A 17,004-nucleotide genomic window follows, 5' to 3' on the forward strand; every position below is an offset into this window, starting at 1 on the left:
AAAGCCTGAAAGAAATATAAAGAACCCTGATGTATATCGTCAGGGTTTTTTTATTGATCGATATTTAAGATCATATTGGAATAAGGAATAACGGTTTCAAACCCCTTGCTTTTAAAATAGCCGGCGGTCTCTTCATTTCCGGTAGCCAGGATAAAATCGCCGCCCCAGGCCCCAAGACTTTTTAGCTCTCCGAAATAATCCGGGAACAACTGCTCTTTAACCGTTGGAAGCTCTATCAGAGAAGAGATCAGCTGTTCGTGCTCTTTTATATGGTTTTCAAAAAGCTCTAGGGAATCACAGTCAGATAACTCACTGCTGATACGGGATACAGCAGAGATCACTTCATTTTTTCTGCTCTCGTTTTTAAAAGACCTGTAGCGGGCTATACCTTCCCTGCTGTTCTGTTTTTTGTTCAAGTGCACAAAGAACAAGCTGTCTTTAAAGGAAGGGTCAAAATTAACCGGCCTGCTGATGGCTTTTTTGCCTTCCAGGCGATAGCTGAGAGGAGTCGAACTCCTGGCACAGGCAATATCATAACCGCTCCCCGAAAAAGCATTCCAGAGAAGTGTGTACGGATCAACTCCGGCCCATTGGGCAATATTGTTTATAAGAGTTGACGACGACCCCAGGCCCCAGTTCCTGGGAAAATCCAGTTTGGTCAGAACCTCAAAACCTGAGTCCGGTTTTAGGAATTCGGGATTCAGTTTCCGGGCTTCTTTCAGGATCTTAATTAAAACATCGGCTATATCTTTATCGGTAGCGGTAAAATGTATCCCTGACAGCTCGAAGGTACCTTCAAACCAGGTTTCTCCCTTTTCATCAAGACTTTTCCAGTGAAGTTCCGGTTTTTTAACTTCCCGCAGTTTGAGAGATTGGCCATAAGTAGTGGGCAGCGCAAGACTCAGAGCCCCGTCCAGAACTACGTACTCTCCGGTGAGGAGTAATTTTCCATGGCTGTAATATTCTTTTTGCATTAGGCTTTGGCCCGTAATTTATTGAAGGCGTCCACTACCTGGCTGTGGGTAACCGTCTTGTCTTTAAAGTAATTTACAAAATAAACTTTCTCTTCTTCCGAAGCCTGCAGCTGGTTCAGGATGTTCAGGAGGTGCATTTTCATGTGGCCCTTTTGTATCCCGGTAGTGATCAATGATCTGAGGGCTGCAAAGTTTTGTGCAAGGCCTGCTACGGCCACTACCTGCATTAGCTCTTTGGCACTTGGTTTGCCCAGCATTTCCAAGGCAAGTTTAACCAAAGGATGGAGAGAAGTGAGTCCGCCTACGGTTCCCAGTGCCAGGGGAAGTTCTATCCAGAATTTAAAAATTCCATCTTCCACAGCGGCATCGGTAAGGCTTGAATATTTTCCGTCTCTGGCTGCATAGGCATGTATCCCTGCTTCCACCGCCCGGAAATCGTTTCCGGTAGCCAGCACTACTGCATCCACCCCGTTCATAATCCCCTTATTATGGGTTACCGCCCTGTAGGGTTCTACCTTGGCAATATTAACTGCATCTATAAATTTTTCGGCAAACTCCTCGGGGGAAATACCCTTGTCTTCATTCAGTTCTTCTATCGGACAGGAAACTTCTGCTCTGACCACGCAGTTGGGGACGTAATTGGAAAGGATGCTCATTACAATCCTGATCTGCCTTTCCGTTTCGTCAAAAGCGGTATAAGACCTGGCTTCTTCCGTGAAGGTTTTGGAAAATTGCTCCAGGCAGGAATTGATAAAATTCGCTCCCATAGCGTCCAGCGTATTAAAAGTACAATGCAACTGATAATATTGCTCCAGTTCTCCGGTCTTGTCTTTTAATTCTATATCGAGGATACCTCCCCCTCTTTTCTCCATATTAGCTGTAATATGGGCGCAGTCTGAAATTAAACGACCTTTTATTTGCTCAAAAAAGGCAGTTAGCTTCTCCTTGCTTCCGGAATACATAAAATGTACCTGACCTATTTTTTCTGTCGAAAGTACTTTGGCGGTGAATCCACCTCTATTTTGCCAGAACTTGGCCGCTTTTCCTGCCGCCGCCACTACAGAGCTTTCTTCTATGGTCATAGGTATGCTGTACACCTTCTCATTGATCAGGAAGTTGGGAGCAATGGCAAAAGGAAGGTAAAAATTAGAAAGGGTATTCTCTATAAACTCATCGTGAAGTTTCTGTAGTTGAGCATCTTCATTCCAGTACTGTTTCAATAGCTTGGATGCCTGTTCACTCTCTTCAAAATAGGTGGCAGTAAGCCATTCAATTTTCTGTTCTTTCGTCAGTTTGGAAAACCCTTCTATATGCTTATTCATTATTTGAATTCAATTTTCGGAAAACAAAGATAATAATTAAGAAGGCTTGAGAAGTTTTGGCTGGGTTTTTGTTGTTTGGAAAGTTCAAATTATTAGATGTTTAACGAAAAAAGTTTATTTTTTTGTGAAATTATTAGTAAACTTGACGGTTTTTTACTTAAAACTTAATCTTCATGAAGAAATATATTATTCTTTCCTTTTTAATCACTGGAATAATCACGTCGGTAGTAGCTCAAGATCAGAAAATTACTTTAGAAGAAATATGGGGAGGAGCCTTTAGAACACAAGGGATGGATGTACTGCGTTCCCTTAAGAACGGAAAACAGTATTCCGTACTGAATTTTGATCGCTCTTCAAGGAGCACATCAGTAGATAAATACGATTATGAAACCCTTCAGAAAGTAGAAACCATCGTTTCTTCAAAAGACCTGAACGGAGTGGATTTCTTTACTTCCTATGAGTTTAGCGCAGATGAGTCTAAGCTTATGTTGGCAACGGATGTTACACCTATCTTCAGACGCTCCAGATTAGGGAAGTATTTTGTTTATGATATAAAGAGTAAGTCGCTTACCCAGGTTTCGGATAATAAGATCCAGGAGCCTACATTCTCTCCTAACGGAGATAAGGTGGCTTATGTGTATGAAAACAATATTTACGTAAAAGACCTTAACAGTGGTAATACAAAACAAATTACCACCGACGGGGTGAAGAACAAGATCATCAACGGTATTACCGATTGGGTATACGAAGAAGAATTTAGCTTTGTAAGAGCCTTCGAATGGAATTCAAACGGGACTCATATTGCATTTATACGTTTTGATGAAACAGAAGTGCCTGAGTTCTCCATGGACTTCTACGGAAACCAGTTGTATCAGACTCAATACGTATTCAAATATCCTAAAGCAGGAGAAAAAAATGCGGACGTTTCGCTATTCGTATATGACCTGGGGAATGGAAATACCGAAAAAGTAGCTCTTAATGATGCTTACTATATTCCAAGGATCAAATGGACCAACGATGCCAATGTTCTGAGTATTCAGGTGATGAATCGTCATCAGAATAACCTGGACCTGATCTTTTATGATGCATCGGCAAAGACAGCAAAGACCATTTACAATGAAACGGATAAGGCTTATGTAGATGTTACGGACAATCTTACATTCCTGAACGATAATAGCTTTTTATGGACAAGTGAAAAAGACGGATACAACCATATTTATTTATTTGATAAGACCGGAAAGCTAATCCGTCAGATCACATCCGGAGATTGGGAAGTAACTAATTTTTATGGTTTCAGCCCGAAAACGGCCCGTGTGTATTTTCAATCTACAGAAAACGGTTCTATCAACAGAGCTATATATTCTATGGGGATTAACGGAAAAGGGAAGAAAATGCTAACCAAGACGGTTGGAACGAATAATGCAACCTTTAGTGCAGACTTCACATATTTTATCAACGCTTTTTCCAATACGGACACTCCGAACCGTTACACGCTTCACAAAGCGAAGGACGGAAAGGAGATCAAAGAGATCGTAAATAACAATTCACTTAAGGATAAATTAAAATCTTATAACCTTCCACAGAAAGAATTCTCTACCATCACTATTAATGGGAACGATCTTAATATGTGGATGATCAAACCCGCTAATTTCGATCCCAACAAGGAATATCCTTTATTTATGTTCCAATACAGCGGACCCGGTTCTCAGCAGGTGTCTAACAGATGGGGAGGAAGTAACGATTACTGGTATCAGATGCTGGCACAACAGGGATATATTATTGCCTGTGTAGATCCGAGAGGTACCGGTTTTAAAGGTGCAGATTTCAAAAAAGTAACCTATAAAGAACTCGGAAAATACGAAGTTGAAGATCAGATCGCAGCAGCACAAGAATTGGGAAAAAGAGCCTATGTAGATGCTGAGAGAATAGGGATCTGGGGATGGAGTTACGGTGGATTTATGAGTAGTAACTGCCTTCTTAAAGGAAATGATGTATTTAAAATGGCTATTGCCGTTGCCCCGGTAACCAGCTGGAGATTCTACGATACCGTTTATACGGAGCGCTATATGCAGACTCCTCAGGAAAACCCTAGTGGTTATGATGAAAACTCTCCGATCAATCATGTTGATAAATTAAAGGGAGATTACCTTTTAATTCACGGTAGTGGAGATGACAATGTGCATGTTCAGAATACCATGCGTATGGTAGAAGCCCTGGTGCAGGCCAATAAGCAATTTGACTGGGCGATCTATCCTGATAAGAACCACGGGATCTTTGGTGGAAACACGCGATTACAACTTTATAATAAAATGACCAATTTCATTAACAGGCATTTGGGAGATAAGCTTCAGGAAGAGAAGAAAGAGTTGGAATTGGAAAATAAAGTTAAAGGAAAGTAATAAGATAGTAACCAATATATAGATTTATGGAAAATCAGACAGTAGCACCACAAGAACAGGAGATGTTCGGACATCCTAAAGGATTGTTTTATTTATTTTTTGCTGAACTCTGGGAACGATTTAGTTTCTATGGAATGAGGGCATTATTAACCTTGTACATGGTTAATGAAATTTTTGAAGCCCTGGCAAGTCGAGACATAGCTGCTGCTGCTGTTTATGCTTCTTACGGATCTATGGTATACGCCTCTACAGTAATTGGAGGTAGGATCTCAGATACCATTCTCGGAATGCGCCAGTCCATATTTTTGGGCGGTGTTCTTATGGCGTTAGGACACTTTGTTTTAGCCATAGAAAATAACTGGGCTTTTTATCTGGCTCTGTCCCTGATAATTGTTGGGAACGGATTCTTTAAACCTAATATTTCCACTTTTGTAGGTTCTCTTTATAAAGATGGGGATGCAAGAAAAGATTCAGGATTTACCATCTTTTATATGGGGATCAATATCGGTGGTTTTGTAGCTCCCCTCGTTTGTGGGTGGCTGGGAAATACCTATGGATGGCATTACGGTTTCGGATTGGCCGGAATTGGGATGTTAACCGGACTTATTTTCTTCTGGAGCGGAATCAAGAAGAGTGTTTTCGGAGATAGAGGTTTACCACCAAGTATAGAAGTATATGAAAGGAAATATCTGGGAATTCCTCAAAAAACACTTGTCCCGATATTAGCATTCTTATCTGCACCTGTAATTGCAATATTACTTTCTTCCTATGAAGCTATCGGAGGAGGAGATACCTTTTTCGGAGATCAGAATGTAGTTAATGTTATATTTAAGATTATCGGATTTGTGATCCTCGCGTATCTGGGTTATATCATGATCAAAGCAACTGCCGATGAGCGTAAAAAGCTTTTTATGGCAGTACTGATCACAATCTTTATGACCATTTTCTGGGGATTCCATGAATTATCGGGAAGTGTAATTACATTGTTTGCGGCTCGTAATGTTAACCTGACATATATAACGGCCTCTCAGACAAATGCATTGAACTCTATGTTTATCATTATTCTTGCAATTCCTATTTCTCTTCTTTGGACCTATCTTTCCAAAAAGAAAATGAATCCGAGAACACCTTATAAATTCGGGCTGGGACTTTTATTTGCAGGTATCAGTTTTTACATATTATCTATCAGTGGCGGTAGTGCAGATGAAAACGGGATGGTTCCCTTTTCTTTTCTGCTGATCATGTATTTCCTGATCTCTGTTGGGGAATTATTTATGTCACCGGTAGGATTATCCAAGATCACCGATCTTTCACCAAAACGTATCGTAGCCTTTATGATGGGGGTTTGGTTCCTGTCTTCGGCTTACGCTTTTCAGGTAGTTGGATTTATCGGAAAACAATTAGCTGTTGAGAGTGATGACAGTAATGTTGGAGGTCTGGAAACTTTAAGTATCTATTTAGGCGGATTTGATCTTATTGCCAAATACGCTGTTGGAGCGGGCTTGATAGTCCTTTTATTCTCACCCCTTTTAAAGAGGTTGATGGGCAACGTTCACTAAGAACAGATTATTTAATCACGTAAAAGTAAACGTATGTCATCTGCCATAAGTTTTGGAGGTTCTAAAGAGAACCAGAAAACACTTTTAGGCCATCCTGTAGGCTTGTTCGTCCTTTTCTTTACCGAAATGTGGGAACGCTTTAGCTATACCGGAATGCGCGCTATCCTGGTGTTGTTTTTAATAAGTGAGACCAGTACGGGAGGCTTTGCCTGGAGCAGAGCGGATGCATTGGTTTTATACGCTATTTATACCGGAGCTGTTTATCTTACTCCGATCATTGGAGGATGGATCGCAGATCAGTTCCTGGGGAGCAGAAACTCCGTAATTATAGGTGCCCTTTTAATGACGATAGGACATGCTATTTTGGCCCTTGAAACCGAAATGGCTCTCTATACCGGTATCGGATTTCTGATTATCGGAACAGGATTCTTCAAACCGAGTATGACCCCCATTCTGGGAGAAATGTACCCTGATAAGAATTTGATACTTAAAGATGCCGCCTACACTATTTTTTATATGGGTGTAAATGCCGGTTATTTTGTAGGGATCATTATTTGTGGATGGCTGGGAACCAATGAGAAGTTTGGATGGAGTTGGGGCTTTGGTGCCGCCGGGCTCTTTATGTTCCTGGGGATGTTACAATTCTATTTTGCACGAAAGATATTTGGTGATATAGGATCAAAACCAAACAGGAAGAAAGATGCGCCTTCGGCAGCTGAGAAATACGGAGAAACTGAAGTGAAATTTACCAAAGGTGATTCAGGTTTATTAGGCTTGAGTGTTGTTTTAGGAATACTGACCACCATAGGATGGAACGTCTTTGAGCTGGATACGGTGTGGAAAAAATTAGGTATTATCCTTCCGTTCATTATTTCTATTTTATCATTTATTATCCTTCGGTTGAAAAAATATCCGACAGTGGAGCGGAACCGGCTTACAGTTGTAGCGGTACTGTCATTTTTTATCGTTTTTTTCTGGCTCGCTTTTGAGCAGGCAGGAGGAACGATGACCATCTTTGCAGAAGATTACACACAGCGTTCTTTTACCACGGATGCATCAGCAAATACTTTCAGGACCGTAAGTTTGATATTGACCATCATCCCGATGTTGATCCTTACTTATGTTTTTATTCTTCTCAGCCGTAAAATTGCAAAGGCATATCCTTTGTCCGTTTTATTTCTGGGGATTTGTTTTGTGATCATCTGGATAGCCATGGGAGTGATCAATTATGAGAATTTCCACAGTGAAAACCTGGAAGTACCAACTGCGTGGTTCGGGACTTTAAATGCGTTTTTTATTATTTCCCTGGCCCCGCTTTTTTCTAAAATGTGGAAGGCATTAAACAAAAATAAGATCGAACCTTCAGGGCCGATCAAATTTGCAATGGGGCTTTTCCTTCTGGGAATAGGTTTTGTTATGCTGGCTATTGGAGCCAGTTCTATTCCGGCAGGAGCCAAAACGGCTTCGGTAAGTATGGTCTGGCTGATCCTGGCTTACTTTTTTCATACGGTTGGAGAATTGGCCATATCTCCTGTCGGTCTGTCCTATGTAAATAAACTATCTCCCAAGCGTATCATGGCATTGATGTTCGGGGTGTTTTACCTGGCCAATTTTATAGCGAATTTTACAGGAGGGATCATAGGAAGTTATATAGATGATATTTCCAAGTCTATTTCTCTATCCGGTTTCTTCTCTATTTTTGTTTACAGTTCTTTTGGTTCGGCCCTTCTGCTGATCCTGCTCAATAAAAAACTAAGAAAACTGATGCACGGTATTCACTGATGCATCATTCAATAATAAAAACTCCCTTTTCACCGGTATAGTGGAAAGGGATTTTTTCTTTCCGGCAACTGGCCATCCATCGCTCTACATAACTTTTGTAATTACTTCCGTCTGCAATGATCTTTTTCGGCTGGTGAAGTTTGATAAGCCTTTCCAGGTGAATTTTGGGAGAATCGCATAAAATAACATAGTCGGCTTTGTGTTCAGTGAATTGATATATACCAAGACTATCAACCACAAGAATGGAAATATTGTTTAGCTTGAACAGACGCTGAGAGTTCCGGTCTTGCGTAACGCTTAATCTTTCTTCCCTGCTGTAATTCCGGATTAGCCTTTCTTCATAGGATGTCTTGTTTGCTTTTCCGAACAGTACCAGGTTGCTGGCTTTTTGTTTTGCCAATAGTGCTTTCCGGTTCTGATGAAAGACAATGAATTTTTCTTTTTGTCCGTGATAATTCCGGAGATAGAATTCCCTGCCGGAGAAAAGAAGAGCGGTGATAACCAAAGCTCCGATTGCCGATCGGTACCGTCTTTTTTCCTGGAAGTAAACTGTAGCCGGGATTAAGAAATAAAACAGGACCAGATAAAGGGTGTCAAAATAAATATCTTCAAATAAAAAAGTTTCTTTATCGGCAACCCATGCTATGATGCGATTCATCAGAGCAATTAAACGGGTGTAGAAATCCATGATCAGGGATGGCAGGACATCTGTCAATGCGAGGCAGATGATCGTAATCCCCAAACCAAGGATAAAACCCAGGAAGGGAATAATTATAAGGTTGGAAACAAAGAACAAAGCCGGAAACTGATGAAAATAAAACAAGCTGAGAGGCAGCACTCCTAACTGGGCTGCCATACTTGCCGAAAAGAGCCTCCAGAAATAACGCGTTAATCCGTGCTGAGGGACCCATAAGCGGAAGATAAGGGGTTGGATCCATAAAATGGAAAAAACAGCCGTATAGCTAAGCTGAAAGCCAATATCAAACAGGAACAACGGATTTACACAAAGCAGGAAGAACAGAGAACCGGTAAGTAAGAGATAATTGTTTATTTGCCTTTTTCGGTACAGGCCGAAACTAATAAAGGAAAACATACCTACAGCCCTTAAAACAGATGAAGAAAGTCCGGAGAGTATGGCAAACGCCCAGAGTATCCCCAGAATTAAAATCATCTTGATCAGCCTCCCTCTTTTTCCAAGATATTCCAGGGGTTTCAGGAGGGAATGAAGCAGGAGCAGGATGATCCCGATATGTAAGCCGGAAACCGCCAGGATATGAATAGCTCCTGCCCGGGTGTAATTGTTGTATAGTTCATCGGAAATATCCCTGCGTTGCCCCAATAAGAGGGCATTTACAATAGCCAGTTCTTCTCCCTGCATCCCGTGACCTTTGAGGGAGGCCTTTATTTTTTTTCGCAACCGGGCCGTCCATCCGTATATCCCGGCAGATGTTTTTTCTATTTCAAGTAAATAATCGGGTTTTGGGTAGATCTGATGGTAAATATTCTTCTTTTCGAGAAACTTGCTGTAGTTGAACTGATGAGGGTTAAGAGGCGGTCTGATGGAATATAAAGCAGCCGAAGTATAAAAGTGTTGCCCCGGGATCAGTTCGGCCAGACTGTCTTTTCTGGGAATATTCATCAATATCTTACCCCGGAGTTTTTTATAGTTCATTTGAAGAACATCTGCTTCATAACGATCGTAAAAAGCCGTGGGCTTCCATACCTTCCTTATTTTTAATTCAAGGCCGGCTTCTCTGTCTTTCTCTAAAAAATGTGAGTAGTGGTTTTTGCGATTTATATCCTTTGCTAAAGAACTCCTGTTTATTCCAATGGTAAAAATAAGGCTGTAGCTGAGCAGCCCGAAGAGGCTTTGCTGAATAAAACGCTTTCCCGAATAGTACCATTCAATACCCAGCAAGAAGATCAATGACAGAGATAGTACCTGGAGGAGCAGGATATTCAGATCGGAATAAAAGCCCAGGCAGATCCCGGCAATATAGAAGAAGGTGATCCTTACAATAATGAAATTGTATAATTTCATATGTAAAAATACCTAAAAAAATACGAAAAAGACTACAGAATTCTTCTTGCTTCAATAAAAGCGTAATTCCAGTAACCTTCTTTGAGAGAAGAGATCAATACCCCACGTGAAGTAGTGGCGTGAATAAACTTTATTCCTTGTTTGTCTACAGTGACTACCAGACCCACATGATTGATCCTTTTCCTGCTTTTATTGGTATTAAAAAACAGGAGGTCTCCTTTTTTAACTTCCTTAAGCTTGATCTGTTTTCCCTGTTTAGCCATCATATAGGAAGTCCTTTGAAGAGGAACCGAGTGTTCCTTAAAAGAGACATAAATAAGTCCCGAGCAATCCATTCCTTTAGAAGTGGTCCCTCCGTATTTGTATCGTGTACCCCTGAAAGCAAGGGCTGTGTTTATGATGTTGTCTGCTTTTTCGAGTTCTTCAGCATCTTCACCTGTATTACTCTCTTCGACCTCCTTTTCCGGGGCCGGAGCTACAACAACTTTTCTGGGTTTGTCCTTGTTGCTTGCTTTTTTTGAAGATTTACATGCCGGAACGGCAAAAAGGATAATAATTAAAAGGGCTAGTTTTTTCATTTCGGGGCAAAGTTTACACAAATTAAATGAAATTTTTTTAGCCCGCATTGTTTTTTGGTTTTTTACAGTTTGTCGATGATCAGTCGTGCTGTATTTTCACTGGCTCCCTTTCCTCCCAGTTTTTTCTCCAGTTCAAAGTAATCCGAGAACAATTTTTCCCGGTGTTTCTGATCCAGTATTCTCCGGAGTTCCTCTTCCAGTCTGTCCTTATTAAAATCGCCTTGTATTAGCTCTGTAACCACTTCCTTATCCATGATAAGGTTAACCAGGGAAATATATTTCAGGGTAATGATCCTCTTTGCGATCTGGTAGGAGATCCAGTTGCCTTTATAGCAAACCACTTCCGGTATTTTAAAAAGAGCGGTTTCCAGGGTTGCGGTACCGCTGGTAACCATGGCAGCATAGGCCACGCTTAAAAGATCGTAAGTGCGGTTCGAAACAAAATGTACATTCGGGTTAGAGACAAAAGGCTTGTAAAATTCGTAATCCAGGCTGGGTGCTCCGGCAATAACGAATTGATAATCCGGAAATTTATCCACTACTGCCAGCATTACCGAAAGCATTTTTCTGATCTCCTGTTTCCTGCTTCCGGGAAGGATAGCAATAATAGGCTTCAACTTGTCGAGCTTGTATTCCGACCTGAACTTTAACTCGTTTACCTGCTGCCGTCCGCTAATGGCATCTATAAGCGGATGACCTACAAAATGTACTTTAAACTGATGCTTGTCTTCGTAAAAAGGTTTTTCAAACGGAAGGATGACATACATCTCATCGACATCCCTTTTTATTTTTTTGATCCGGCTTTCCTTCCAGGCCCATATTTGCGGGGAAATATAATAATGGGTACGATACCCTTCTTTTTTGGCCCATTCTGCTATCCGCAGGTTAAAACCGGGGTAATCTATAAATACTATAACATCAGGCTGGTATTCTGAAATATCCTTTTTACAAAAGGCAATATTTCCCAGGATAGTTCTGAGATTGGAAATCACTTCCACAAACCCCATAAAAGCAAGGTCCTTGAAATGCTTTACCAGGGTGCCTCCCACATTTTGCATCAGATCACCTCCCCATATCCTGAAATCGGCATTTTTATCCTGTTCCTTTAATGCCTTCATGAGATTGGAACCGTGAAGATCTCCGGATGCTTCTCCTGCGATGATGTAGTACTTCATGAATTACATTAGTTTATAGATCAGTATTCCAACAGCTGCAAATACCGTAGCCATAAGCACGCCTCTTGCCCTGAGATCTCTTTTGATCCGCAGGAAAAGGAAAAAAGCAATCACATTCATAATAGCCCCGAGAGCAATAATGCTTCCGAGATTTCCCTGTTCATAGGCCACTATAATGGAGGTCTTAAATGTGAGTTTTGTAAAATTGGCCAGGTACAGGATACAAAGGATAACCCCCAGTGTATTGGCGATCAGCCCTACCAGAAAACCTATGAAAATCTCTTTTTTAGCCATTTAAATTCCACATGTTAAGATCCTGAATAGCGTGATGAGCGGTCAGATCGTACTGAACCGGAACCACAGAAATATAACCGTTGGCCAGTGCCCATTCATCGGTATCCTGACCTTTGTCGTGATTGATGAATTTTCCGGTTAACCAGTAGTAATCACGCCCCTGTGGATTGGTCCTTTTATCAAACTCCTCCACCCAGTTGGCTTTAGCCTGCCTGCATATTTTAATTCCTTTAATTTCTTCTTTTTTGAGTTTTGGGAAGTTCACGTTCAAAACAACACCATTCGGCATCCCGTATTTAAGGGCATTTAAGGTTATTTTCTTTACATCTTCACGGATGGCATCGAAATTAGCTTCCCAGGAATAATCACATAAGGAAAAACCTATGGCAGGAATTCCTTCAATTCCGGCTTCGACTGCTGCACTCATTGTTCCGGAATAAATCACATTGATAGAAGAATTGGAACCGTGATTAATACCGCTGATGCAGATATCCGGTTTGCGATTAAGGATCTCATTCACTGCCAGTTTAACACAATCTGCAGGAGTTCCGCTGCAACTGTATTCTATCTGATGACCTTCCTCATCAATATTTATCGGACTGCAATACAGGGTAGAGTTAATAGTGATGGCATGCCCCATAGCCGATTGCGGGCTATCGGGAGCAACGACTACTACATCGCCTATCTCATTCATAATACTGATCAGCGACCTGAGCCCCGGTGCCGTAATTCCGTCGTCGTTTGTAACTAATATTAAAGGTTTTTCACTCATACGAAGAAGTTGTTTTGAGAATGCTAAAATAAACAATTTGGCAGTTAAATGGACTTTATGGGTCGTTTAACAAAAAATTAGTAACATTGTAGCATTGTGGCACAGTTTTTTCAGTATTTTAGAGCCACTGATTAATAAAATGGATATTATGAAAAGGAACCTGGTTTATATTCTTGGAGTACTGATAATCTCGGTTGCTTCATGCAGTTTTACGAATAAAACTTTTGAAAACCCCGAAAAAGATAAACTTCTTATTGAGCTTATTTCTTATGTTCTGGAAAAAGGTCATTTCGATCCCAAAGATGTAAATGACAACTTCTCAAAGAATGTATTTAAAGATTATATCAATAGCCTTGACCCGTTCAGAAGGTTTTTTACCGATGCGGATATCAAGGAATTTAAAAAGTACGAGCTTCAGATAGATGATCAGATCAAAAACTCTGACATCAGCTTTTTTAACCTGACACACAGTCGCTTAATGAAGCGAATGGAGGAAGCTAAATCTATTTATAAAGATGTGCTGGGGATCCCTTTTAATTTTAAAAAGGATGAAACCATCGATGTGGATTACGAATCTCACACCTATGCAAAATCAAAAAGAGAATTGGCGGAAATATGGAGAAGGCAACTTAAATTCTCTACCATAGACGATTATGCTTTTAGAATAGAGGATGAAGAAAAGAAAAAGAAGGAAGATCCTTCTTATGAAATGGAATCTCTGGATGCCATTGAGAAGGAAGTAAGGGAAAAGACACTGACCGCAATGGATGAGTATTTTGCTTTTACCGACGATTTAGAGAGAAAAGACTGGTTTTCTCAGTATATCAATGCCATCGTTGAGGAGTTTGACCCTCATACCTTTTATTTTGCTCCTGAGGAAAAAGACAGATTCGATATTAGTATTTCCGGGAAATTCGAAGGAATAGGTGCTCGTTTACAGAAACGCTTTGATGTGATAAAAGTTTCGGAGATTATTTCCGGAGGTCCGGTTTGGAGAGAGCAAAGTGTTGAGGTTGGCGATGAGATCCTTAAGGTAGCTCAGGGAGATGAGGAGCCGGTGGATATTGTCGGAATGCGTTTAGACGATGCTATTAAGCTTATTAAAGGTCCGAAAGGAACAGAAGTAAAATTAACGCTTAAAAGAGTAGATGGTACTGTTGAGGTGGTATCGATCATCAGAGATGTGGTGGAGCTGGAAGAATCTTATGCAAAGACCTCTATTGTTAAAAAAGGAGACAGAAAATTCGGGATCATTAACCTTCCGAAATTCTATATAGATTTTAAAGATTATAAAGAGAGAAATGCAGCAAACGATGTTGCCAAGGAAATAGAAAGACTGCGTGCCGAAGGAATGGAAGGACTTGTTCTTGACCTGAGAGGTAACGGAGGAGGTTCCCTGAAAACTGTGGTTGATATGGCAGGACTCTTTATTAAAGACGGACCTATTGTTCAGGTAAAATCTACCGGTCAGCGCAAAGAAGTGCTGGACGACAGGGATTCCCGAATTCAATGGGATGGTCCGCTGGTAATTCTGGTAAATGAATTATCTGCTTCAGCCTCTGAGATCCTTGCAGCAGCGATGCAGGATTACAAAAGAGCTATTGTACTGGGAAGTAAGCAGACTTACGGAAAAGGAACCGTTCAGAATATAATAGATCTTAACCAGTTCCTGAAAAGCAATAATGACTTCGGAGACGTTGGAGCTCTGAAAGTTACGACACAAAAGTTCTATCGTATTAACGGAGGATCCACTCAGCTGGAAGGAGTAAAGAGTGATGTAGTGGTTCCGGATCGTTACAGCTATATAGATGTGGGAGAAAAAGATCAGGAAAACCCACTGCCATGGGATAAGATAAGTGCTGCTAATTACGATGCCTGGGACGGGTATATCGATTATGAGAGCACCATCGAAAAAAGTAAAAAAAGAATGGCTATCAATGCTCAGTTGAAACTGATCGATGAAAATGCGAGATGGATAAAGGATCAGTCAGATAATAAAAAGTATTCACTGAACTATGAGGCTTATAAGAAAGAAAATGCCAAAAATGAAAAAAGGGCAGAGTATTTCAAAGCCATCTCAGATTACAAAACCAATCTGAGCTTTAATTCGCTTCCGTACGAAACGAGATTGTTTGCAAAAGACAGTGTTTTAAAGCAGAAGCGTGATCGCTGGCACAGAGATCTTGCAAAGGATGTTTATGTGGAAGAAGCGATCAATGTACTGGAAGATCTTCAGATAAGTAATATTAGAAGAGGAAAGGTTGCAGGAATAAAAGGATAAAACTTTTATGAGTAACCGGTCTACCTCATTAACTCAATTAGCGCTCCGAAAGTTTAAAAAGAACTTTTGGGGCGTTTTAAGTTTTGTCTTTATCTCCTTATGTGGTCTGATGGCCGTTTTTGCCTATGTCCTGGCACCTGATTCCTCAAGGAATGCAAATCAGATGCATTTGTCCATACATTCAAAAGCTCCGGGTTTTAAGGTAAAAATGCTAACGATCCCCTCTCAGAATGAAGCCTCCCAATCTGCGTTGGAGAAACTGATATTCGGAACTTATATTAACGATACGGAGATCCCCATATCGACCTATAGTGTGGAAGGTGAAGAGCTGGTAATTTCCGAATATATCGGTAACGGAGAAAAGGGAATGGAGAAGAAAGTGTCTTTAGAAGATTTTCCGGCAGGCCTCAGTACAGATGAGATCGTAAAAAAGTATATCTCCGATAAAAAATTCCTTCTCGGAACAGATAAATACGGAAGAGACCTTCTGAGCAGAATGCTGGTAGGGGCACGTATTTCCTTTTCTATCGGGTTTATTGCAGTGTTTATTTCCCTGCTTATCGGAATATTTTTGGGAGCAATGGCGGGTTACTTCGGAGGTAAAACAGACACTGTTATTATGTGGATCATTAATGTTACCTGGTCTATTCCTACTTTACTGCTTGTAATTGCTATTACTCTTACCCTCGGAAAAGGTTTCTGGCAGGTATTTATTGCCGTTGGATTAACGATGTGGGTAGAAGTGGCCAGGGTGGTACGCGGACAGGTATTAAGCGCCAAGGAGATGCAATACGTTACGGCAGCAAAGGCCCTTGGGTTTAGTGATCTGAAGATCGTTTTCAGTCATATTTTACCTAATGTTATGGCGCCGATCATTGTGATCTCGGCAGCAAACTTTGCTTCGGCTATCCTGATTGAAAGCGGACTCAGTTTTCTGGGGATAGGAGCACAACCTCCAATGCCAAGCTGGGGAAGTATGATCAAGGATCACTACAGTTATATTATCCTGGGAAAACCATATCTGGCAGTTATTCCCGGACTGGCTATTATGAGTCTGGTAATGGCATTTATGCTTATGGGGAACGCCCTGAGGGATGCTTTGGACGTAAAAAATTAACTTCCTGTATTTATTTAAAGTTTAAGACGCTTGCGTATTTCTATAAAGACCGAAAATGAGATCTTGCGACCCCATTTTCGGATATATACTTAACTGTTACGGTTATTAAAAACAAAACCAGCAGCATCCGCCTGTATAGACATTTCCGCCTATTGCAAAGCAATGAGCCGCATTGTCTACATTACATCTGCTAAGCCCGCCTGTGCCTCCGCAAGGACCTAACTTTATACCGCTCCCGCTGATTTTAGTTTGTTCGTTTTTGCTTAACGATTGTACTCCTTTAAGATTCTTTAATTTGTTTAACATGGTTGTAATTTTTAAATATTTATTAATAATGTTGTTTAGAAAAGTGAATTGGTAACATTTACCATATTTCTGAATTCCCTTAAAGGCCTTCTGGTTGCAGCATATGGGGTAAATATCAGAGAGTAGCTGTTACCAATTCATCAATTAAGAGCCAATATCAGGCCCTTTTAATATAGCTTCCTTAGAAACCGCAAATAGGATCAGTCCGATCTGGACATACGCAATCACAGGGTATGTAAAAGATTTGGCCGAGGTTGTTCGCACAAACTCCTAAATTTGTACTTACTCCTGCTCCATTGATGCGATTAAGCTCTTCCCTGCTTAGTTTCTGAGTTCCTTTTAGTTTTAAAATGTTTTTTAACATGATTTAAAATTTCTATGGTTTATACTCCTGAACATTTACA

General features: G+C 40.7%; 12 protein-coding genes. 5 read left to right on the forward strand and 7 right to left on the reverse strand.

The window, feature by feature from the left end:
• Window positions 1-50 precede the first annotated feature (50 nt).
• On the reverse strand, window positions 51-974 hold the full coding sequence (locus GWK08_RS15105) for a GYDIA family GHMP kinase (protein ID WP_163608063.1): 924 nt from the start codon (window positions 972-974) through the stop codon (window positions 51-53).
• A complete protein-coding gene (locus tag GWK08_RS15110) occupies window positions 974-2,296 on the reverse strand; it encodes a hydroxymethylglutaryl-CoA reductase, degradative (protein WP_163608064.1) in 1,323 nt (440 codons plus the stop codon). The genes GWK08_RS15105 and GWK08_RS15110 overlap by 1 nt, the downstream gene beginning before the upstream one ends.
• A 173-nt stretch (window positions 2,297-2,469) precedes the next feature.
• Here GWK08_RS15110 and GWK08_RS15115 point away from each other — a divergent pair, with 173 nt between their 5' ends.
• The 3 genes from GWK08_RS15115 to GWK08_RS15125 are packed head-to-tail and all read left to right on the forward strand — an operon-like array spanning window position 2,470 to window position 8,036.
• Entirely contained in the window at window positions 2,470-4,695 is a 2,226-nt protein-coding gene (locus tag GWK08_RS15115; RefSeq protein ID WP_163608065.1) for a S9 family peptidase, read from the forward strand.
• Between the two features lie 26 nt (window positions 4,696-4,721).
• Window positions 4,722-6,254: a peptide MFS transporter gene (locus GWK08_RS15120; protein ID WP_163608066.1), complete on the forward strand. Its 1,533-nt coding sequence runs from the start codon at window positions 4,722-4,724 to the stop codon at window positions 6,252-6,254.
• Between the two features lie 33 nt (window positions 6,255-6,287).
• Window positions 6,288-8,036, forward strand: a complete 1,749-nt coding sequence (locus GWK08_RS15125) for a peptide MFS transporter (RefSeq protein WP_163608067.1) — start codon at window positions 6,288-6,290, stop codon at window positions 8,034-8,036.
• A gap of 4 nt (window positions 8,037-8,040) precedes the next feature.
• Here GWK08_RS15125 and GWK08_RS15130 read toward each other — a convergent pair whose 3' ends face one another.
• The 5 genes from GWK08_RS15130 to surE form a co-directional block, all read right to left on the reverse strand.
• Window positions 8,041-10,077, reverse strand: coding sequence for a ComEC/Rec2 family competence protein (locus GWK08_RS15130; protein ID WP_163608068.1), 2,037 nt, complete (start codon window positions 10,075-10,077; stop codon window positions 8,041-8,043).
• A 32-nt stretch (window positions 10,078-10,109) separates the two neighbouring features.
• On the reverse strand, window positions 10,110-10,655 hold the full coding sequence (locus GWK08_RS15135; protein WP_163608069.1) for a C40 family peptidase: 546 nt from the start codon (window positions 10,653-10,655) through the stop codon (window positions 10,110-10,112).
• Window positions 10,656-10,717: 62 nt separating this feature from the next.
• Window positions 10,718-11,830: a lipid-A-disaccharide synthase gene (gene lpxB, locus GWK08_RS15140; RefSeq protein WP_163608070.1), complete on the reverse strand. Its 1,113-nt coding sequence runs from the start codon at window positions 11,828-11,830 to the stop codon at window positions 10,718-10,720.
• 3 nt (window positions 11,831-11,833) lie between these two features.
• The gene (locus GWK08_RS15145; protein WP_163608071.1) at window positions 11,834-12,124 is read right to left on the reverse strand and encodes a hypothetical protein; all 291 of its coding nucleotides are present in this window, start codon (window positions 12,122-12,124) and stop codon (window positions 11,834-11,836) included.
• Window positions 12,117-12,896, reverse strand: a complete 780-nt coding sequence (gene surE / locus GWK08_RS15150; RefSeq protein ID WP_163608072.1) for a 5'/3'-nucleotidase SurE — start codon at window positions 12,894-12,896, stop codon at window positions 12,117-12,119. Before surE ends, GWK08_RS15145 begins: the two co-directional genes overlap by 8 nt.
• Before the next feature lie 148 nt (window positions 12,897-13,044).
• Here surE and GWK08_RS15155 point away from each other — a divergent pair, with 148 nt between their 5' ends.
• Together GWK08_RS15155 and GWK08_RS15160 are read left to right on the forward strand one after the other, a co-directional pair.
• Window positions 13,045-15,177 (forward strand): carboxy terminal-processing peptidase, encoded by a 2,133-nt coding sequence (locus GWK08_RS15155; RefSeq protein ID WP_163608073.1) that lies wholly within the window; start codon window positions 13,045-13,047, stop codon window positions 15,175-15,177.
• 7 nt (window positions 15,178-15,184) lie between these two features.
• A complete protein-coding gene (locus GWK08_RS15160) occupies window positions 15,185-16,294 on the forward strand; it encodes an ABC transporter permease (protein ID WP_163608074.1) in 1,110 nt (369 codons plus the stop codon).
• Window positions 16,295-17,004 lie beyond the last annotated feature (710 nt).

Origin of the sequence: Leptobacterium flavescens, assembly GCF_010671605.1 — a bacterium.
GTDB classification, from domain to species: domain Bacteria; phylum Bacteroidota; class Bacteroidia; order Flavobacteriales; family Flavobacteriaceae; genus Leptobacterium; species Leptobacterium flavescens.

Coding starts and splice junctions, on each gene's coding strand:
- GWK08_RS15105 (WP_163608063.1), bottom strand. CDS start 974: ATGCAAAAAGAATATTACAGCCATGGAAAATTACTCCTCACCGGAGAG.
- GWK08_RS15110 (WP_163608064.1), bottom strand. CDS start 2,296: ATGAATAAGCATATAGAAGGGTTTTCCAAACTGACGAAAGAACAGAAA.
- GWK08_RS15115 (WP_163608065.1), top strand. CDS start 2,470: ATGAAGAAATATATTATTCTTTCCTTTTTAATCACTGGAATAATCACG.
- GWK08_RS15120 (WP_163608066.1), top strand. CDS start 4,722: ATGGAAAATCAGACAGTAGCACCACAAGAACAGGAGATGTTCGGACAT.
- GWK08_RS15125 (WP_163608067.1), top strand. CDS start 6,288: ATGTCATCTGCCATAAGTTTTGGAGGTTCTAAAGAGAACCAGAAAACA.
- GWK08_RS15130 (WP_163608068.1), bottom strand. CDS start 10,077: ATGAAATTATACAATTTCATTATTGTAAGGATCACCTTCTTCTATATT.
- GWK08_RS15135 (WP_163608069.1), bottom strand. CDS start 10,655: ATGAAAAAACTAGCCCTTTTAATTATTATCCTTTTTGCCGTTCCGGCA.
- lpxB (WP_163608070.1), bottom strand. CDS start 11,830: ATGAAGTACTACATCATCGCAGGAGAAGCATCCGGAGATCTTCACGGT.
- GWK08_RS15145 (WP_163608071.1), bottom strand. CDS start 12,124: ATGGCTAAAAAAGAGATTTTCATAGGTTTTCTGGTAGGGCTGATCGCC.
- surE (WP_163608072.1), bottom strand. CDS start 12,896: ATGAGTGAAAAACCTTTAATATTAGTTACAAACGACGACGGAATTACG.
- GWK08_RS15155 (WP_163608073.1), top strand. CDS start 13,045: ATGAAAAGGAACCTGGTTTATATTCTTGGAGTACTGATAATCTCGGTT.
- GWK08_RS15160 (WP_163608074.1), top strand. CDS start 15,185: ATGAGTAACCGGTCTACCTCATTAACTCAATTAGCGCTCCGAAAGTTT.